Below are 19,868 nucleotides of genomic sequence, written 5' to 3' on the forward strand. Positions count from 1 at the left end.
CGCCCGCTTTGGCGGGCTCCTCACCCTGAGGGTCTGATATCTCACCGCAAAACGCGACCTCATCCTGAGGGCCCGCCGTAGGCGGGCGTCTCGAAGGATGGGCCGCAGGCAAGCTGCCCGCCACGCTTTTCTTCATATGCGATAGCCCTACCCCACAAGGGGAGAGGGTGCAGCGTCAGTGCTGCGCCAGTCCTTTCCAGCGACCTTTGCTGCCTCCGCCAGCCTGAACCGCAGCGTGAACTCCGCGCCGCCGCCGGGAAGATTCTCCACCACAACCGTCGCCGCATGATCGTCCGCCACGCCGCGCACGATCGAGAGCCCGAGGCCGGCGCCGTCGCTGCGCTGACGGTCGGCGCGCCAGAAACGCTGGAAGATCAGATCGCGCTCGGCCTCCGCGATGCCGGGGCCGCAATCGCGCACACGCACCGCACCGTCCTCGCACACCTCGACGTCGACGGAAGTGTCCTTTGCCGTAAACTTGATGGCGTTTTCCGCGAGGTTGAAGATCGCGCGCTGCAGCATCACGGAATTGCCGTGGATCAGCACCGGCGCGTCGGTGCCCCTCAGTGCGATGTCCTTGTGCTGCGCGATCGCAAACGGCGCGATCGAACCGACCACCTCGGTGCAGACCGCGCGCAGGTCGGCGGTCTCGCCGGGATCGAGCACCAGCGTGTCGAGCTCGGCGATCTCCAGCAGTTGGGCGACGATGCGGCTCATGGCTTCGATGTCGGCATGCAGCGCCTCTCTTGCCGCGCCGTCGCCGAGCGTCTCGATCCGCGTGCGCAGGATCGCGAGCGGCGTGCGCAACTGATGCGCGGCGTCCGCCGTGAACTGCCGCTGAACCCGAAAGCCGTCCTCGAGGCGGTCGAGCGCCTGGTTGACGGCAGTGACCAGCGGCATGATCTCGCGCGGGATCTGCTCGGTCGGCAGGCGAACGTGGGTTCGCGACGGGCCGATATTGCTGGCCTCCTCGGAGGCCTTCCACAGCGGGGCGACCGCGCGGCGGAAGATGATGATGTCGGTGGCGAGCAGGATCAGCAGGATCGGAATGGTGGTCCACCCGACGCGCCTGAAGAAATTCGAGACGATGTCGTCGATGATGACGTCGCGATGCGCGAGGTCCTCGGCAACCCGGATGCGCACGGTCTTGCCGTCGATGGTCCGGGTGACGCCGGCGCCGGAGATCGTATCCGACAGACGCGGCGGCGCGGCGCCGGCCTTGCGGCGCGAGGAGAACAGCAAATGACCCTCGGCATCGCGAATGTCGTACTGGTAGCGGCCATAGGCTTCGGAATAGAGCCCCCTGAGGCTGTCCGGGAGATTGAACGTCAGCAGGCCGTCCGGCTGGGCGACGATGCGCTCGGCCAGCACCTCCGCCTGCGCGCGCATGGCATCACGGTGCAGCTGGTCGATCTCCGAATTGAGCAGCCAGAACAGCAGCAGCGGCAGGAAGATCGCGACCACCGCAACCGCCACGATGTGCAGGAACACGATGCGCCAGATAAGCGATTTGAACGTCGGCGATCTGGCAGAGATCATGGCGCGGAATCCGGCGAGGGATCCGATCTGGACCACGCTATTTCTCCTCGGCCATGAGATAGCCGACGCCGCGGATGGTGTGGATCACGACCTTGGCGCCGTGCTCGGTGAGCTGCTTGCGCAGCCGCGAGACGTAGACCTCGACCGCGTTGGAGGCGACCTCGCCTTCGAGCCCGAAGATGTGGTCCTCGACGTTCTTCTTCGGTACCACCCGCCCCTGCCGGCGCAGCAGGATCTCGAGCACCGATGTCTCGCGCGCGGAGATGATCCGCGGCTGGTCGTCGACGAAGATCTGGCGGCTTTCGGTGTCGTAGACGAGGTTGGCGAGACTGAGCGAGCGGCCGAGCAGCTGGCCCGGCCGGCGCAGGATCGCCTCCAGCCGCGCCACCAGTTCCTCCATCGCAAACGGCTTTGCGAGATAGTCGTCGGCACCGCTGCGCAGGCCGTTGACGCGGTCCTGCAGGCCGCCGCGCGCAGTCAGCACCAGCACCGGCAGCGGCTCCATCTGCCGGCGCAGCTCGCGCAGCACCGACAGGCCGTCGCCGTCGGGAAGGCCCAGGTCGAGGATCATCGCCGCATAGCTGACGCTGCTCACCGCCTCGCGCGCTTCGGCCGCGCTGCCGACGATGTCGCTCTCGTAGCCGGCCGCCGCCAGCCCGCCGGCAACGAGCCGTGACAGCTCGGCATTGTCTTCGACGATCAGAAGCCGCATCGCATGTCCGCCGGATTTTGCGGGTCTCGCCGCGCGGCTCGCGCCGCTTGTCCGATCTCTTCCACCATTCCGGCCGCCTCGGCCAGCGAAAAAGCACCCGTCGGCCCGGTCGACCTGTTCCTGTCAGCTTTGTGTAAGCAGAACCGCGCTCGAGGAATGGAGGGTCTTGCTTCGTCAGGGTCGAAGCTCATCGCCCCCCTCGGGGTCCATGCAAAGGTCGAAAATTTCGGATTATACGATTATCACCGTTTGCCACTGTTTTGCCCGACGAGTCAAACGGCTTCGTTGCTGGCAAGATGGAATAGCGGCATGCCGCCGACGGCGACGGCGGAAGCGAAACCCTTCGCTCGGCCGGTTTCCTACCACGACGGTCTTCGTGCGCTTGATCCGGCCCCCGAATGCGGAGTTGCCCCCGATTGCGCGTCGATCATGCCTTTCCGCCGACTATCCCCGACGCATCAAGCCGTTAGCCGCCCTCACGGCGTTCGATGCCCTCGCCCCCGTCTACTGTGCATGGGGTTGTTTTCCAGATTTCTTGTGAGCCCCCGAGCGCGGTCGCAAAACCAAAGGCCCCGGGCTTTCGCTCCGGGGCCTTGCATGTGCGATGTGAGGCGATCAGCTCTGCGAGTTGCGCGCCATGAAATTGTCGTAGCCGACCTCGGCGACCTGGAACCACTGGTAGCCGTTGTTCGAGAAGGACGTCAGCGAATCGTACACCTTCTTGAAGTCCGCGTTGGTCGACGAGACCTCGGTGTGCAACTCCTTTGCCGCCTTGAAGCAGGCCTGCATGATCTCGGGCGAGAACGGATGCAGCTTGGCGCCGGCGGCGAGCAAGCGGCGCAGCGCGGGCGGGTTGGACTGATCGTACTTCGCCATCATCCAGTTGTTGGCAAAGTGCCCCGCCTGCTCGAGGACGCTCTGATAGTGCTTTGGCAGCGCATTCCATTTGTCCTGGTTGACGAACGCGAGCAGCATCGGCCCGCCTTCCCACCAGCCCGGGAAGTAGTACTGCGGCGCCACCTTGACGAAACCGAGCTTCTCGTCGTCGTACGGTCCGACCCATTCGGCAGCGTCGATGGTGCCCTTCTCGAGCGCCGGGTAGATGTCGCCGCCGGCGATCTGCTGCGGCACCGCGCCGAGCTTCTGCAGCACGCGCCCCGCAAAGCCGCCGATGCGAAACTTCAGGCCGTTGAAGTCCTGAGGTACTTTGACTTCCTTGCGAAACCAGCCGCCCATCTGACAGCCGGTGTTGCCGGCGAGCAGCGAGACGACGTTGTACTTCTTGTAGAACTCGTTGAGGATTTCCCTGCCGCCTCCCAACATGTACCAGGCCTGATTGATGCGCATGTTCGGTCCGAACGGCACGGCCGAGCCGAAAGTAAAAGTCGGATCCTTGCCGAAATAATAATAGGACGCGGTGTGACCGATTTCGCAGGTGCCGTTCTGCACGGCATCGAGCACCTGGAGGCCCGGCACGATTTCACCGCCGGCGAAGGTCTGAATTTGAAATTTGTTGTCGGTCGCTTCCGCCACCATCTTGGCCATCATCTCGGCACCGCCATAGAGCGTGTCGAGCGATTTCGGCCAGCTCGTCGGCATGCGCCATTTGATCTCCGGCATCGACTGCGCGATTGCCGGCGCGGCAAACGTCGCGGCGCCAGCCGCACCAAGTCCCGTGACTTTAATGAAGTCTCTTCTTTTCATGATGTCCTACCCTGATGGATTGCGATTTGGGCCTTCTTGTCGAGGCCTGGGGTCCAGCATGGAACATTGCGTTGCCGATTTCCATCGTGATCGCACTGCGGCAAAGAAAAAGCCCGGCCTCCTGAGGAGGTCGGGCTTTGCCATTCTCGACTTTGGTCTAAGGGCGATCAGCCGCGGGTGCGCGAGCGGATCATGAAGCTGTCGTAGGTGTATTCGGCGACCTGCCACCACAGATACTCGTCGGAGCGGTAGGCCTGCATGGCGTCGATCGACTTCTTGAAGTCGGGGTTCTTGGCCGAGATCTCGCCCCACAATTCGTTGGTCGCCTTGAGGCAGGCTTCGAGCACTTCGTTGGTGAAGGGACGAAGCTGGGTGCCGCCGGCCACCAGACGCTTGAGCGCCGCGGGGTTCACCATGTCGTAGCGCGCGGCCATCCAGGTGTTGGTGTTGACGGTCGCGTTGGTGAGAATCGCCTGGTAGCTCTTCGGCAGCTCGTTCCACTTGTCGATGTTGGCGAAGGCGTGGACGGTCGGACCGCCCTCCCAGAAACCGGGATAATAGTAGTACTTGGCGACCTTGGCGAAGCCGAGCTTCTCGTCATCGTAGGGGCCGACCCATTCGGCGGCGTCGATGGTGCCCTTCTCGAGCGAGGGATAGATGTCGCCGCCCGCGAGCTGCTGCGGCACCACGCCGACCTTCTGGAGGACCTGGCCGGCAATGCCGCCGATGCGCATCTTCAGGCCGGAGAGATCGGCAACGGTCTTGATCTCCTTGCGAAACCAGCCGCCCATCTGGGTGCCGGTGTTGCCGCAGGGGAACCCGACGACGTTCGATTTCTTGAAGAACTCGTTGGCGAGCTCGTTGCCGCCGCCCTGATAAAGCCAGGAATTCTGCTGACGCGCGTTGAGGCCGAAGGGCACCGACGCGAAGATCGCGAACGTCGGGTCCTTGCCGACGTAGTAGTATGACACGGTGTGGCACATCTCGACCGTGCCCTTCTGCGTCGCATCCAGCGCCTGCAAACCGGGAACGATTTCACCCGCCTGGAAGACCTGGATCTGGAACTTGTTGTCGGTCATCTCGGCGACGTACTTCGCCAATTGCTCGGCGCCTCCATAGATCGTGTCGAGCGACTTCGGGAAGCTCGACGTCAGGCGCCACTTCACCTCGGGCGAGGACTGCGCGATCGCCGGCGAGGCCACCGCGGCGGTCGCCGCCGCGCCTGCTGCCGACACTTTCAGGAAATCACGACGCTTCATCTTCAGGTCTCTCCTTGTTGGGGCGTTTCCCCTAACTTCCTCTTTGCCGCCGCTCATTCCGGCGACGCGTTTGGGTCGCGTCGAACCGAAGGGGCTTGACTGCGGTGGGCCTTTAACACGGACGCCCCGCTTTCGAAACGCGACATTGGCATGACGGGGCTCTACGAAAGTCGCATGTCTCCAACGGATGGCCGGAGCCGCCGGCTCAGGCCGCGGCGATGACGCCCTTGAGCTGGTCCCGGACCTGTCCCGCAATGGCGCGATAGATCGCCGCATGGGGACCGTCCGGCTCGCTGTCGACGACGGGGGTGCCGGCATCCGAGGTGGCGCGAATCGCCATATGCAGGGGGATCTCGCCCAGGAAAGGTACCCCAAGCTTTTCGGCCTCGTGGTGCGCGCCGCCATGGCCGAAAATATCCGATTTCGTGCCGCAATGCGGGCACTGGAAGTAGCTCATGTTCTCGACGATGCCGAGCACGGGGACGTTGACCTTCTTGAACATGGCAAGCCCCCGCCTTGCATCGATCAGGGACAAGTCCTGCGGGGTCGAGACGATCACGGCGCCCTTCAGGGGCACGTTCTGCGCCAGCGTGAGCTGGGCATCGCCGGTGCCCGGCGGCATGTCCACCACCAGCACATCGAGCTGGCCCCATTCGACGTCGCGCAGCATCTGCGTCACCGCCGACATCACCATCGGACCGCGCCAGATCATCGCGGTCTCTTCCTCCACCAGGAAGCCGATCGACATGATGGCGAGGCCGAAACGGCGGAGCGGAATCATCTTGCGCTCGGCGTTCAACTCCGGCTTGGCGTGCAGGCCGGTCAGCCGCGGCACCGACGGGCCGTAGATGTCGGCATCGAGCAGCCCGACCTTGAGGCCGAGGTCGCGCAGGCCCAGCGCCAGATTGAGCGCGGTGGTCGACTTGCCGACGCCACCCTTGCCCGAGGCGACCGCGATGACCGCGGCGACGCCCGGAATCTCGGACTGGCGCGCCATCGGCGACCCGCCGCCCTGCGGCGGTTTGTGGGCATGGACCGGCTGCACGCCCGGCGTGCCCCGGCTTGGCGTTGGCGGCGGTGGTGGCGCGGCGCCGACCTTACGCTCGGCGGTCAGCGCCACCATCACGGTGGTGACGCCGGGAATGGCGCGCACCGCGGCCTCGGCTTCGGCCCGGACCGATTCCCAGGCCCGCGCCTCGGCGGCATCGACATTGATCGAGAAGAACACCTTGCCGTCGGCGGCGCTGATCGCGCTCAGCACATTGGCGTTGGCGAGCGCGACCCCGCGGGGCGACTTGATCCTGGCGAGGCTGTCGAGAACCTGTTGCTGCGTCACGCTCAAAGCGCATCTCCTGAACAGAGCATGATCCGGAAAAGTGTGGAGCGGTTTTCCGACCAGATCATGCTCAAGGCTTTAGGATGCCCCATTAGAGCGGAAACGGCCAAAAGGCTACTGCCTGCCGATATCGTCAGCCATCTCGGCGGGCGCCCCGCCCTGCTCCCGGGCTGCCTCATAGTTGAGCTCGATCATGACCCCGTTGGGGTCGTGGACGAAGATCTGCCAGAGGTCGCCGCCGGGCACCTGGCGCGAGTCGAACTTCATGCCCTTGGAGGCCAGACGCTGCTTCATCCCGTCGAAGCCGCGGCTGACGAAGGCGACATGGTGGACAACGCCGGAATCCGGCTTTTGTGGCTCGGCGGTCGGCGAAATATCGACGAGGTGCACCACCGGCTTGCCCTCGCTGTACATCCAGGCGCCCGGGAAGGCGAAATTCGGCCGGGCGCCTTTTTCCAGCCCCAGCACGTCCTCGTAGAAGCGGACGGTCTCGGCCAGATTCCGGGTCCGGATGTTGAAATGATCGAGCACGCCGACGCTCACGCCGCCCAAACCCTTGCCCATGCTTTCGCTCCCTTTTTTGAAGTCCTTGGGTCCGTCATCCTAGCACAGGGGGCCCTTCAACGAAGCCGTTGCCCTCCGGGCTCAAGCGTTTATGGTGCGCCCGATCCGCCCCGTGGCGGAACCCCAAAAGATACCGCCTGGCGCCTCTCGCCCGGCCAAAACCGTAAAACCCAAACTACGGACAAGGTACCACACATGGCTAAAGTCGCTTTCCTCGGTCTCGGCGTGATGGGCTTCCCCATGGCCGGACACCTCGTGAAAAAAGGGGGCCATGAGGTCACCGTCTACAACCGCACCGCGGCCAAGGCGAAGGAATGGGCGGACAAGTTCGGCGGCAAGACCGCGGCGACCCCGAAGGCCGCCGCCGAGGGCCAGGATTTCGTGATGTGCTGCGTCGGCAACGACAACGATCTGCGCGCCGTCACGATCGGCGCCGACGGTGCGTTCGCCGGCATGAAGAAGGGTGCGACCTTCGTCGACCACACCACCGCGTCCGCCGAGGTCGCTCGCGAACTCGATGCAGCCGCGGCCAAGGCCGGCTTCAAGTTCATAGACGCCCCGGTCTCCGGCGGCCAGGCCGGCGCCGAGAACGGCGTGCTGACGGTGATGTGCGGCGGTGCGCAGGACGCCTATGCCGGCGCCGAGCCGATCATCACAGGCGCCTATGCGCGGATGTGCAAATTGCTCGGACCCGCGGGCTCCGGCCAGCTGACCAAGATGGTCAACCAGATCTGCATCGCCGGCCTCGTGCAGGGCCTGTCCGAGGGTATTCACTTCGCCAAGAGGAGTGGCCTCGACGTCGCGGCCGTGATCGAAACCATCTCAAAGGGCGCCGCGCAGTCCTGGCAGATGGAGAACCGCTACAAGACCATGAACGAGGACAAGTACGATTTCGGCTTCGCCGTCGAATGGATGCGCAAGGATCTCTCGATCTCGCTGGCCGAAGCCCGTCGCAACGGCGCCAATCTGCCGGTGACCGCGCTGGTCGACCAGTTCTACGCCGAGGTCGAAAAGATGGGCGGCAAGCGCTGGGATACGTCGAGCCTGCTCGCGCGCCTTAATCGCTGACCCCTGACGATTTGGCCCTGCCTTGTTGATCGCGATCGCCGCCATTTTCGTCCTCGCCTATGCGGCGATCGCGCTCGAGCACCCGATCGGGGTCAACAAGAGCGCGTCCGCACTGCTCGGTGCGGGCCTGCTCTGGAGTGTCTACGCGATCGCGACCGGCGACCACGCCCTGGTCGGCCGCCAACTCGACGAGTCCGTCGGCTCCACCGCGCAGATCGTGTTCTTCCTGATCGGCGCCATGACCATCGTCGAGGTGATCGACGCCCATGACGGTTTCGAGGTCATCACCTCGCTGATTCGCACCACCAGCCAGGTGGCGCTGATCTGGCTGATCGGCTTCGTGACGTTCTTCCTGAGCGCGATCCTGGACAATCTGACGACCACCATCGTCATGATCTCGCTGATCCAGAAGCTGATCGCCCGCCGCGACGACCGCCTGCTGTTCGCCTCCCTCATCGTCATCGCCGCCAATGCGGGCGGCGCGTGGACCGTGATCGGCGACGTCACCACGACCATGCTGTGGATCGGCGGGCAGATCTCGCCGGTGAAGATCATGGGCGCGGTATTCCTGCCCTCGCTTCTCAACCTGCTCGTGCCGCTCGTGTTCGTCAGTTTTTCGCTCAGGGGCAAGACCATCGCGCCGCCGACGAAGGACACCGGACTGCTCGCCGTCGATCGGTTCGAGCGCAATTTGATGTTCTATCTCGGGCTCGGCACGCTGATCGCGGTGCCGGCGTTCAAGGCGGTCACGCATCTGGCGCCGTTCATGGGTATCCTGTTCGGGCTCGGCGTGCTCTGGCTGGTCGGCGAGATCGTGCACCGGCACAAGGAGGAGCATGTGCGCCAGCCCCTCACGCTCGTGCACGCGCTGGCACGGATCGACATGAGCTCGGTCGTGTTCTTCGTCGGCATCCTGCTCGCGGTCGCCTGCCTCGAGCATGCCGGCCTGCTGTCCATGCTGGCCAAATGGCTCGACGCCACGCTCGGCCGCCAGGACATCATCGTCATCGTGCTCGGCCTGCTCAGCGCTATCATCGACAACGTGCCACTGGTCGCCGCGACCATGGGCATGTACGACCTCGCGCATTATCCGCCCGACAGCTTCATCTGGGAGTTCATCGCCTATTGCGCCGGCACCGGTGGTTCGATCCTGATCATCGGCTCGGCCGCCGGCGTCGCCGCCATGGGACTCGAGCGCATCGAGTTCCTCTGGTACGCCCGCCGCATCGCCGTTCCCGCGCTCGCCGGCTATCTGGCGGGAGCCGTGGTGTACATCGCGCAGCACGCGGCGCTGCATTGAACGGCGCTGGCCGGCCCCAAATTAACGCCGGGTTAACGTAATTCTTTAGCTCCTTAAGTCACCTCTTAAGGATTTCTTGCCAGAGATAGACAATGCAGAAGGCCCGCGTCCGGCGTGGGCAGGAATCGTGTTGCTTGATGAGTAACCCCGCTGAAAAGCCTGAGGTAGTGCAGCTTCCGGCCGAGCCGATAGGCGCTCCATCGGCGAGCAGCCGAAGGGCTGCGGCGCAACGGGTGCGCGAGGCCCGCGACAAGTTAACGTCGACCAGCGGAACCCGGCCGGCCTTCGACGCCGATATGCTGCGCCAATACGCCCAGACGCGGCTGTCGGCCTCCTACGTCGTGATGCTGCTGGTGGTTGCCACCGGCGTGCTGTTCGGGCTGTGGATGCAGCCGATCCCGGCCGCGGCCTGGACCGCCGGCATGCTCTGCATCCACGCCGCGATGATCCGCAGCTGCCACCGCTTTCTGGCCGAGCCCGCCTCGCCCGCGGCAACGCGCGCATGGCGGACGCGCTTCGTCGTGCTCGACCTGCTCTATGGCCTGTGCTGGATGGCCATCCTGATCCATCCCGTGCTCGACATGGTCACGGAAACGCTGATGATGTTCCTGATGCTGCTGGTGATCGCGGTATCGAGCATGCTGGCCGCCAATCTTCCGATCGCGGCCCTCGCCGCCACTGCACCGGTGGCGGTCGCGATGGCCCTCAGCTTCCTGATGACCGGTTCGCTGGACAATTACATCCTGGCGGCGCTCGCGCTCGCGGCTGAAGGCTATTTCGTGCTGCTGGCGCACCGCCTGCATTCCTCGACCTTCGCCACGCTCGAGGCGCGCGCCGAGAAGGACGCATTGATCGGCGAACTCGAACAGGCCAAGGCGATCTCGGACGAAGCGCGTCACCGTGCCGAATCCGCCAACGTCGCCAAATCGCGCTTCCTCGCGCAGATGAGCCACGAGTTGCGCACGCCGCTGAACGCGATCCTCGGTTTCTCCGAGGTGATGAAAAGCGAGATTTTTGGCGCACATGCAGTGCCGGTCTACAAGGAGTACTCGGCGGACATCCACAATTCCGGCGTGCACCTGCTCAACCTCATCAACGAGATCCTCGATCTTTCAAGGATCGAGGCCGGCCGTTACGAACTCAACGAGGAAGCGGTGTCGCTGGTCGGCATCGTCGCTGACTGCCATCATTTGATGAAGCTGCGCGCATCGAGCCGCGGCATCACCATCCACGAGGTGTTCGAGCAGGCCATGCCGCGGCTCTGGGCCGACGAGCGCGCGATCCGACAGGTCGTGCTCAACCTGCTCTCCAACTCGATCAAGTTCACCCCGCAGGGCGGCGAGATCTGGCTCAAGGCCGGCTGGACCGCCTCAGGCGGACAATATCTGTCGGTGAAGGATTCCGGCTCCGGCATCCCCGAGGATGAAATCCCGGTCGTGCTCGCCTCGTTCGGCCAGGGCTCCAACTCGATCAAATCGGCCGAACAGGGCGCAGGCCTGGGTCTGCCGATCGCAAAGAACCTGATCGACCTGCATGGCGGCACGTTCACGCTGAAATCGAAGCTGCGCATCGGCACCGAAGTGATCGTCACCTTCCCGCCGGAGCGCGTGATGAGCGCGCTGGCGCCGATGTCGGATGATTCTCCACCGCTCCAGCCGGAGAGTTCCGCGGTAGCCGACGAGAAGCGACGGCCGCGCCATCGGCCGATCATGAGCGCAGGTACGGGCTCTTAAACACATGCTTGCAGACATGCCCGACGATCCTTCACTATGTCCAAATGAGCAAAGAAACGCCGTGCGTCGCCGTCTGCATGATCGATCCCAAGACCAGGCTGTGCTTCGGTTGCGGCCGGACCTTGCCGGAGATCGCGCGCTGGCACGCCATGGAAAGCGCGGAACGGCTGGCGCTCATGGCGCTGTTGCCGGCGCGCATGACGGACGCCGGACTTGCGCCGATCGTGGGATCGCCGAAGCGCGCCTGACCGGCCTGCGTGACTTCGGAGGCGTTCGATGATCCGCTTCCTGCTCGTTCTCATCATGCTCGCCTGCACGGCAGGTGCCGTCGTCGCCTATGGCGATCCCGATCAGATCGCGCGCGCGAGCAACAAGGTCTCGCACCTGTTTCGCGCGCAAATCGCTTCCCCGGCCCCAGCCGTGCAGATCCAGCGCGGCCAGGGCGGCGAGTTCGCGCTGCGTGCGAAAATCAACGGCGTCGCCGCACCGATGGTGATCGACACCGGTGCGACCTCCGTGGTGCTGACCTGGGAGACCGCGAAAGCGATCGGACTGCCGCTCGAGATGCTCGAATACGACGTCGATCTCGAAACGGCGGGCGGCCACACCAAGGCGGCCCGCCTGACGCTCGACCGTCTCTCCGTCGGCCATCTCGTCGAGAAATCCGTGCCGGCCCTCGTCGTGCAGCGCGGGCAGATGAAGACCAATCTGCTCGGCATGAGCTTTCTCGACCGCCTAGAGAGCTGGGGCGTGCGCGCCGACAAGCTGATGCTCACAGGCTATCCGGAACTCCAAGGCAGCCGCCGCCGCTCGCGCATCGCGGTCGACTAATCCGTCACGAGGACTCGATCCTGCCTCCAGGCATCGGGCAGTGCGCTGCGAAAGCAAGCAAGTGTGGCATTCGCGCTATTTACAAACCGTCTAGTCGGTTTATAACGGGCGTATTCCCGGATCAGGGTTGGATGAGTGCTGCTCCCTTGAGGATGCGGCCGAGTGGGAGATCGAGAAATATGATTGCGAGAGCCGCCTTACGCCGCACGATCTGCGCCCTGCCGTTTGCGACGGCGTTCGCCGCAGGCAGCGCCTGCGCTGCGGACCTGTCACCGCGCTATGCAGCGCCATCCGCCTCCTACACTGCGCCGCAGCCGGTCTATTCCTGGACAGGTCTCTATGCGGGCCTCAACGCCGGCTATGCCGAGAGCGGCGACGACGCCTTCAACAATCTCGTCGGCACCAGCGGCGGCAAGGTCAAGGGCGCCGTGGGCGGCGTGCAGATCGGCTACAACTACCAGTTCTCGCCGATGTTTGTGGTCGGCATCGAGAACGACTTCGAGGGCGGAGACATCAAGAACCACGACGCGCTCGACAGCGCCGCGGTCAGCCTGCCCTGGTACATGACCGGCCGCGCCCGCGCCGGCATTGCGACGATGGATTCACGCCTGTTGTTGTTCGGGACCGCGGGTCTTGCCGCCGGTGAATTGAAGGACGGCCCGATCAACAAGATGAAGATGGGCTGGACCGCGGGCGGCGGCGTCGAATGGGCGTTCCTGCCGAAATGGTCGGCCAAGGCCGAGTATCTCTACACCGCGTTCAAGCACGACGATTTGCCGGACTGGAACGCCGCCAAATTCCACAGCTTCCGCGTCGGAGTGAACTATCACTTCGACCTGTTCCGCTGAGACGGATCGCGAAGAGCCGGATTTCTATCCGACTCTTCACGTGATTGCGGCTAGGCCGCGGCCTCAGCCGGCGCACGCGCACCGACACGCGAGATCGCATCGCGAAGCACCTCGAGGCCGGCGCCCGGCTTCACCCCCTGCTCGGCAAGATGGCGGCGAAAGGCGCGCGCGCCCGGCACGGCGTGGAATGCACCGACGAAATGGCGCGTCACGGAGTGCAGCCGCGTGCCGCGGGCGAGCTGTTGCTCGATATAGGGCATCATCGCCTCGAGCGCGTCTTGCATGCTCGCATGCGGTGCCGCCTCGCCGAAGATGTCTTGATCCACGGAGAGAAGACGCCATGGCTCCTGATAGGCGGCGCGGCCGAGCATCACGCCGTCGACATGCTCGAGATGCGCTTTGGCCTCGTCGATGCCCGGGATACCACCGTTGATGATGACAGGAACCCCGGGCATCGTGCGCTTGAGGCGATACACGCGATCGTAGTCCAGCGGCGGGATGTCGCGGTTCTCCTTCGGCGACAGGCCGTTGAGCCACGCTTTCCGTGCATGGACGATCAGCGCGTCGCAGCCGGAGGCGACCACCGCGCGCGCAAGCGTATCGAGCGCGACTTCCGGATCCTGGTCGTCGATGCCAATGCGGCACTTCACGGTGACGGGCACGGCAACCGTACGTTTCATCGCCTCGACGCACCTCGCCACGAGATCAGGCTCCGCCATGAGACAAGCGCCGAAGCGGCCATCCTTCACACGATCGGAGGGGCAGCCGACATTGAGATTGATCTCGTCATAGCCACAGGCCTCGCCGATCCGCGAGGCCTCAGCGAGATCGCGTGGATCCGAGCCGCCGAGCTGCAGCGCGACCGGATGCTCCGTCGCGTCGAAGCCAAGCAGCCGCTCCCGGTCGCCGTGGAGAATGGCGCCCGTCGTCAGCATCTCCGTATAGAGCAGCGCCCGCCGCGTCAGATGACGATGGAACACCCGACAATGCCGGTCGGTCCAGTCCATCATGGGCGCCACGGAAAAGAGATAGTCTTTTGATTTCAATTATTTAACCTTATATCCTCAATAGGATCAACCCGAAACATGTGCACTCCAAACTAGCCGAAATTGCACACGTTTAGTACTTCGTGTTTCAGAACAAGTTCGTCAGCCTCGCCAGCCTTTGTGCGGACCTGCATGCCGAGATCGTGGACGCCCCTCCCTACGAACGCCCAGCTTTTTCTGCTGACGGCGAAGACGTCGGACCGCTCGAAGCCGCCTGGGGATGGGACCTGGTGAGAAGCCAACAGTTCCTCCGCAAGCCTAGATGCTGCGATAATACTCGATACATGAAAGATCAGGCATTATTCCGAGCTCCCGTGTCTGGTCCAATTCAACCGTGCCTCCGCTCACATTGGTGATCGGGCCACAAAACAGATCGCGCAACGGTTCATTATTCGCATCACCTTCCAGCCAGCCCTCTCCTCCCACGCCGGCCAGCAGATGCGCAGTCGGTTCCGCGATCGGTGGTGAGGCGGAACCGCTTGCGACCGACGTCGGACGGGCACGAACAGCAATTCGATCCCGCCACGATGCTCGATGTGGTGGAGACGGCGCGCCTAGTCCGCGTCGTTGGAACTGCCGATGATGCCGTGAAGCCGTAACGTTCACGATGTTCGCCCGCAATTGACCTGGCGCTCGCCTACCGGACCGTCGCCGACACCTCCTTCGACGTCACAAGTATGACCTCGCCATCCAGGATGGGCTTGGCGATCCCGAAGAAGGTCGCGACGACGGCCGAGCCGTTGTGGCGATCCATCGCGGCCTTGTCGGCGAAGCGTTCATAGGTCGTGAAAACGCACGGATCTTCCTCGCTCTGCGAGATAAAGAAACCGATCGTCTCTGGCTCGTTGGCGGCGACATGCGTCGCGACGGCGACAAGCGCATCGCGCATCACGACGTCATGTCCGGACTTTGCCCTGATGACGGCAGTGATCGTGATCATCAGAATTTCTTCCAGTCGCCATCGGCTTCAAACGCGCTCGCCGCCTGATAGATGGTTGCCTCGTCGTAATCCTTCGCAATCAGCATCAAGCCGACCGGCAGGCCATCCGAAAGGCCGCAGGGGATGCTCATCGCCGGATGGCCGGTGACATCGAACGGACTGGTCGTGGCCGTCATCTCGAAGGCGCGCTGGACGATCTCGGCGAGTGGCGCGCCCTTGGCCGGAATCGGTGTCGCAACACACGGCAGGGTCGGCATCAGCAACAGATCGTAGGATCCGAACACGGCGTCATAGGCAGCCTTGGCGGCGATCGCGATGTTGCGCGACTTGGCGTAATAGCGGCCGCGATAATGGCTGACGCCCCACTGCCCGACCAGCATGGTGAGCTTGAGCGTCTCCGACAGATCGTCGGCGCGGTTGCGCCAGCTGGAATGGGCGTCGAGCAGACCGACGTCATAGAGCCCCTTCCAATTGAAGCCCATGCCGTTGCCGATCATCATCTGGACCAGGAAACCTTCCAGCGTGATCGGGTTCCAGGCGGCGAGCGCGTGCAAATGCTCCGGTATCGAAACCTCCGACACGCTCGCGCCGAGCTTGGCGAATCGTTCTGCGCCCGCCTTGACCTTCTCGACGACGCCCTCCTGCATGTTCGACACGGCGAAGCCCTCCTTGAGGATACCGATCTTCAGGCCCTTGACGCCCTTGCGGAGCATTTCCGTGTAGCTCGTGACTTTCGGCGCATACTGGCGTGGGTCAAATCCGTCGGGCCCGGCGAGCACCTCCAGCAGCAGCGCATTGTCGGCGACGTTGGCCGTCATCGGACCAGTGTGGTCGATGGTGGACTCGATCGGCATCACGCCCGTATAGGGCACGAGTCCGTGCGTCGCCTTCATACCGTAAATGCCGCAATAGGACGCGGGGATGCGGATCGAGCCGCCCTGGTCGCCGCCGATCGACATGTCGACCTCGCCGGCCGCAACCAGTGCAGCGCTTCCCGAGGACGAACCGCCGGCCGAATAACCCATCTTGAGTGGGTTGTGGACCGGTGCAGGATGGGAGGTATGGCTGCCGCCCGACAGGCAGAAATGCTCACATACGGCCTTGCCGACGATGGTGCCGCCGGCGTCGAGAATGCGGGTGACGATGGTCGCGTCGGCGACGGGAATGAAGCCTTCCAATGTCGTCGAACCGTTCATCATGGGGACGCCGGCCAGCGCGACGTTGTCCTTCAGCACGACGGTTCGGCCAGCGAGCTTGCCGCTCGACGCGCCCTTGACCTCGGTCTTGATCGCCCAGGCGTTGTACTTGTTGTCCTTCGGCATCGGCTTGGCGCCCGGCGTGCGCGGATATTTGACCGGCGGCAGCGGGTTAGGCAGCTCGTCGACGACGTCATAGGCGTCGAACATTCCACCCATCAGTGACAGATATTCTCCGGCCTCCTCGACCGACATGTTCATGTGCAGGCTCGCAGCGAGCTCGGCGACGTCTTCGGCATTCGGGCGTTTGATGGACATGAGTCATCCTTTCTTGTGAGGACAAGCTGGTGGCAACAGAAATCAGCGATCGCGACGGCGCGGCGTAACCGCGTCGGAATTTGAACCTAGGTTGGATGCATGGCGGCGTCCCGTGCCAAAAGGCTTTCCCGGTCGAGCTCTTCTGTGATGCGTCCCTTCTGGATATTGAGGACGCGGTCAGACAGCGACGTGATGAATTCGAGATTCTGCTCGACCACGATCAGCGACATGTTCCAGCGCTTCTTCAGCGCGAGCAGGGTCTCGATAATCTCTTCGATGATCGATGGCTGGATGCCCTCGGTCGGTTCGTCCAGAAGGATCAGCCGGGGCTTCGTGCACAGGCAGCGTGCCAACGCCAGCAATTGCTGCTCACCGCCCGACAGGGCGCCGCCGCGCCGGTCGAGCAGCCGCACCAGGCGCGGAAAGTCTTGCAGCACGGTATCGATCACCGAGCGGTCCTCCTTCGGAGCCGCCGCGAGGCCCATCCGAAGGTTCTCGTGGACGCTCAGGTCTGGAAAGATCTCCCTGCCCTGTGGCACAAGTCCGATTCCAAGCCGGGAACGCTCGTGCGGCTTGAGATGGGTGATTGTCTTGCCGGCGAAGACGACCGAGCCGCCGGTCGTCGGCAGATGCCCCATCAGCGCACGCAAGGTCGTGGTCTTGCCCATGCCATTGTGGCCGAGAATACCGAGATACTCGCCGTCCCGCACCGTCATGTCGATGCCGAACAGGATCGGAATACGGCCGTAGCCGGATCGCAAGTCCTTGACCTCGAGGAGCGGGCTCATGCCGCCACCTTCTTGCCGAGATAGACGTCGCGCACGCGCTGATCCGCCATAACCTTGTCCACGGTGTCTTCGACCAGCACACGCCCTTGATGAAACACCGTCACCTTCTTGGCGATCTGCCTGATGAACTCCATGTCGTGCTCGACAACGATGATTGCCCGCGTCTGATTGATCTCGCGAATGATTGCGGCAGTGTGGCCGGTCTCTTCGTCGGTCATGCCGGCGGCAGGTTCATCGAGCAGGATCAATTCCGGCTCGGCCGCAAGCACCATGCCGATCTCCACCCACTGACGCTGGCCATGCGACAGCGTCGCAGCGATGCGGTCGGCATGATCGGTCAGTCGTATCATCTCCAGTACGGCATCGACCGCGGGCCCTTGGGCGCGCGGCGTCGCCTTGCGACGGACGGCAAGCCAGATGTTCTCTCGAACCGAGAGACCGTTAAAGACATTGGGCACCTGTGTCTTGATACCGATCCCCATGCGGGCGATCTCGTGCGGCAGCTTGCCGGCGATCGGATGCCCACGGAACGCAATCGCGCCCGAAGTCGGAACGAGCTGTCCGGTCAGAGTCTTGAAGAAGGTGCTCTTGCCGGCGCCGTTCGGGCCAATCAGGCAACGCAGCTCCATCTCCTCCAACGTGAAGGTGATGTCATCATTGGCGACCACGCCACCAAAACGCATGGTGAGGTGCTCGGCCTTGAGCAGAGGGACAAGGTCCGCCATGGTCATTCCGCTCCTGCCATGTGCGACGCCGCCGCCGATGGCGGCACTCGCTCCTCTGCAAGCTGCGCCTTCGGTCCTGGCGCGGGCACAAGCCGCATCAGAAGATCGCGCGCCGTCGGCACCAGGCCCTTGGGCAGCAGCAGCACGAACACGATCAACACGGCGCCGAGCACGAGGTTCGAATTCATGGCTTGCTGCGAACCGATATAAGCGACGATGTATTCGATCAGAACACAGCCGACGACAGGCCCGAGCAAGGTGCCGAGCCCGCCTACCGTGATCCAGATGATGATCTCGGCCGACAGCGACAGGCTGAAGATGGTCGGTCCGACAAACGCGCCCCAGTTGACGTAGAGCGCGCCGGCGAGTCCGGCAATCGCACCGCTCAGAATGAAGGTGAGCAGCTTGACCTTGCGCGGGTCATAGCCGAGCAACGATACACGAACCTCGTTCTCGCGCACGGCCACCACGATGCGGCCGGCCGGGAGAGACAGCAGAAGGCGCAGCAGCAGGAAGACCCCAAGCAATGCCCCGCCCGTCACCCACCAGGATTGTTCCGGCGACAGCACCTGGTCCGGATAGAACGGCACGTTGAAAGTCGGCACCGCCGGCATGCCGTTGAAGCCGCCGAGCAGCGCCTTGCCGATCCTGTACTCGTCGCCGGAGGTCGAGTTGACGCAATTGAACAGGATCAGCGTCACGGTCAGTGTGATCACGCCGAGATAGACGTCGGAGATGCGGCCGAAGAAGATGAAATAGCCGAGGATCGCGGCGAACACCGACGGAACGACGATGGCGAGCAGGATCGACGGCGTCGAGTCCTGGAAATTGACCGCGGCGATCGCGTAGGCATAGCCGCCGAGGCCGAAGAAAGCGGTCTGGCCGAACGATAGAATTCCGCCAAAGCCCCAGATAAAAGCAAGGCTGAGCGCCAGCACCGCCATCGCGGCAAACAGCGTCAGCTGCATCATCGCGAACAGCTCGATCGTGCTGGGAATCAGCGCGATCGCAACGATCGCGAGAACGACGGCAACCGCCTGAGCCGCGAGGCGAAAGCGGATCGGCATTACAAATTCCCCTTGAAGAAGCGGCCCGAGATGCCTTGCGGAAGGAGCCGGATCAAGACGATCGCCGCCGTGAACACGAGAACCTCGCCGTAGACCGGCGTCGTGAAATAAGCGCCGACCTGATTGACGGCGCCGAACAGGCTCGCTGCCGACATCGTGCCCGACAGGATGGCGGCGCCGCCGCCGACGACAGTCATGAAGGCTTTCGCGACGTAGGCACCGCCCATGCCGGGCGTGATGCCGGAAACCGGCGCCAGCAGGCCACCGGCGAGACCGGTGACCGCGGCGCCCACCGCGAACGTGCTCATATAGACTCGCGCCGGATTTACGCCGAGCGTGGCAGCCATCGCCGGATTCTGCATCGTGGCGCGGGCGATCAGGCCGAGGCGCGTGTAGCTCATAACGCCGTAGACCAGCGCCATCGTCACGATGGCCATGCCGGCCAGGAACAGCGTGTAGTAGCTCGACTGATAGGAGCCGATCGAGAAGCCGCCGAGTGGCGTCGGAACGCCTTGTTGGGTATTGCCGTAGATCGTTGTGACGATGCCGATGATCAGGAGGCTCAACCCCCAGGTCGCCAGCATCGAATCCACCAGACGCCCGTAGAGAAAGCGGATGAGGCAGCGCTCGATGACCAGCCCGACGATACCGACGAAAAGCGGCGCGACGACCAGCATCGCGATCCAGATATTGACGCCGGCATTGGCCGATATGACAGTCGCGTAGGCGCCGAGCATGATGAACTCGCCATGGGCGAGATTGATGATCTTCATCATGCCGAAGATGATCGCAAGTCCGAGGCACAACAGAAACAGCGACGCTATTCCGTTCAGGACGTCCAGCGCGACGATTAGGTAGATCGCCATTCTTCAGATTCTCTCAGGCCGTCGATGC

General features: G+C 63.7%; 19 protein-coding genes. 6 read left to right on the forward strand and 13 right to left on the reverse strand.

Annotated elements, in window-relative coordinates:
• Nucleotides 1-147: 147 nt before the first annotated feature.
• The 6 genes from OC450_RS07505 to OC450_RS07530 all read right to left on the reverse strand — a co-directional run bounded on the left by OC450_RS07505 (nt 148) and on the right by OC450_RS07530 (nt 7,114).
• Entirely contained in the window at nt 148-1,539 is a 1,392-nt protein-coding gene (locus tag OC450_RS07505; protein ID WP_249128963.1) for a sensor histidine kinase, read from the reverse strand.
• A gap of 37 nt (nt 1,540-1,576) precedes the next feature.
• The gene (locus OC450_RS07510) at nt 1,577-2,251 is read right to left on the reverse strand and encodes a response regulator transcription factor (protein ID WP_211383285.1); all 675 of its coding nucleotides are present in this window, start codon (nt 2,249-2,251) and stop codon (nt 1,577-1,579) included.
• 615 nt (nt 2,252-2,866) lie between these two features.
• Complete coding sequence (locus OC450_RS07515) at nt 2,867-3,955, reverse strand: TRAP transporter substrate-binding protein (protein WP_211383284.1); 1,089 nt, start codon at nt 3,953-3,955, stop codon at nt 2,867-2,869.
• 167 nt (nt 3,956-4,122) lie between these two features.
• Complete coding sequence (locus OC450_RS07520) at nt 4,123-5,214, reverse strand: TRAP transporter substrate-binding protein (RefSeq protein ID WP_211383283.1); 1,092 nt, start codon at nt 5,212-5,214, stop codon at nt 4,123-4,125.
• Between the two features lie 205 nt (nt 5,215-5,419).
• Nucleotides 5,420-6,556 (reverse strand): Mrp/NBP35 family ATP-binding protein, encoded by a 1,137-nt coding sequence (locus tag OC450_RS07525; protein ID WP_262047578.1) that lies wholly within the window; start codon nt 6,554-6,556, stop codon nt 5,420-5,422.
• Between the two features lie 108 nt (nt 6,557-6,664).
• On the reverse strand, nt 6,665-7,114 hold the full coding sequence (locus OC450_RS07530; protein ID WP_249128962.1) for a VOC family protein: 450 nt from the start codon (nt 7,112-7,114) through the stop codon (nt 6,665-6,667).
• A 195-nt stretch (nt 7,115-7,309) separates the two neighbouring features.
• Here OC450_RS07530 and OC450_RS07535 point away from each other — a divergent pair, with 195 nt between their 5' ends.
• The 6 genes from OC450_RS07535 to OC450_RS07560 all read left to right on the forward strand — a co-directional run bounded on the left by OC450_RS07535 (nt 7,310) and on the right by OC450_RS07560 (nt 12,894).
• Entirely contained in the window at nt 7,310-8,182 is an 873-nt protein-coding gene (locus OC450_RS07535; RefSeq protein WP_211383281.1) for an NAD(P)-dependent oxidoreductase, read from the forward strand.
• Nucleotides 8,183-8,204: 22 nt separating this feature from the next.
• Nucleotides 8,205-9,482, forward strand: a complete 1,278-nt coding sequence (gene nhaD / locus OC450_RS07540) for a sodium:proton antiporter NhaD (RefSeq protein WP_211383280.1) — start codon at nt 8,205-8,207, stop codon at nt 9,480-9,482.
• A gap of 137 nt (nt 9,483-9,619) precedes the next feature.
• On the forward strand, nt 9,620-11,215 hold the full coding sequence (locus OC450_RS07545; RefSeq protein ID WP_262047579.1) for a sensor histidine kinase: 1,596 nt from the start codon (nt 9,620-9,622) through the stop codon (nt 11,213-11,215).
• A 44-nt stretch (nt 11,216-11,259) separates the two neighbouring features.
• Nucleotides 11,260-11,463 carry a DUF1289 domain-containing protein gene (locus tag OC450_RS07550; protein WP_262047580.1) on the forward strand — a complete coding sequence of 68 codons (204 nt, stop codon included), beginning with the start codon at nt 11,260-11,262 and terminating at the stop codon, nt 11,461-11,463.
• Nucleotides 11,464-11,491: 28 nt separating this feature from the next.
• Nucleotides 11,492-12,046, forward strand: a complete 555-nt coding sequence (locus OC450_RS07555; RefSeq protein ID WP_211383277.1) for a TIGR02281 family clan AA aspartic protease — start codon at nt 11,492-11,494, stop codon at nt 12,044-12,046.
• 179 nt (nt 12,047-12,225) lie between these two features.
• On the forward strand, nt 12,226-12,894 hold the full coding sequence (locus OC450_RS07560; RefSeq protein WP_262047581.1) for an outer membrane protein: 669 nt from the start codon (nt 12,226-12,228) through the stop codon (nt 12,892-12,894).
• A gap of 50 nt (nt 12,895-12,944) precedes the next feature.
• Here the strand turns inward: OC450_RS07560 and dusA are convergent, their stop codons facing one another.
• The 7 genes from dusA to OC450_RS07595 all read right to left on the reverse strand — a co-directional run bounded on the left by dusA (nt 12,945) and on the right by OC450_RS07595 (nt 19,840).
• Entirely contained in the window at nt 12,945-13,940 is a 996-nt protein-coding gene (gene dusA / locus OC450_RS07565; RefSeq protein ID WP_211383275.1) for a tRNA dihydrouridine(20/20a) synthase DusA, read from the reverse strand.
• 637 nt (nt 13,941-14,577) lie between these two features.
• Nucleotides 14,578-14,880 (reverse strand): putative quinol monooxygenase, encoded by a 303-nt coding sequence (locus OC450_RS07570; protein ID WP_211383274.1) that lies wholly within the window; start codon nt 14,878-14,880, stop codon nt 14,578-14,580.
• Nucleotides 14,880-16,394 carry an amidase gene (locus OC450_RS07575; protein ID WP_262047582.1) on the reverse strand — a complete coding sequence of 505 codons (1,515 nt, stop codon included), beginning with the start codon at nt 16,392-16,394 and terminating at the stop codon, nt 14,880-14,882. The genes OC450_RS07570 and OC450_RS07575 overlap by 1 nt, the downstream gene beginning before the upstream one ends.
• 86 nt (nt 16,395-16,480) lie before the next feature.
• The gene (locus OC450_RS07580) at nt 16,481-17,182 is read right to left on the reverse strand and encodes an ABC transporter ATP-binding protein (RefSeq protein ID WP_211383272.1); all 702 of its coding nucleotides are present in this window, start codon (nt 17,180-17,182) and stop codon (nt 16,481-16,483) included.
• Nucleotides 17,179-17,907, reverse strand: a complete 729-nt coding sequence (locus OC450_RS07585; RefSeq protein WP_211383271.1) for an ATP-binding cassette domain-containing protein — start codon at nt 17,905-17,907, stop codon at nt 17,179-17,181. Before OC450_RS07585 ends, OC450_RS07580 begins: the two co-directional genes overlap by 4 nt.
• A gap of 2 nt (nt 17,908-17,909) precedes the next feature.
• A complete protein-coding gene (locus OC450_RS07590) occupies nt 17,910-18,974 on the reverse strand; it encodes a branched-chain amino acid ABC transporter permease (protein ID WP_262047583.1) in 1,065 nt (354 codons plus the stop codon).
• Nucleotides 18,974-19,840 (reverse strand): branched-chain amino acid ABC transporter permease, encoded by an 867-nt coding sequence (locus OC450_RS07595; RefSeq protein ID WP_211383269.1) that lies wholly within the window; start codon nt 19,838-19,840, stop codon nt 18,974-18,976. Before OC450_RS07595 ends, OC450_RS07590 begins: the two co-directional genes overlap by 1 nt.
• Nucleotides 19,841-19,868 lie beyond the last annotated feature (28 nt).

The organism is Bradyrhizobium sp. Bra78, from assembly GCF_024519855.1.
Classification (GTDB): domain Bacteria; phylum Pseudomonadota; class Alphaproteobacteria; order Rhizobiales; family Xanthobacteraceae; genus Bradyrhizobium; species Bradyrhizobium japonicum_G.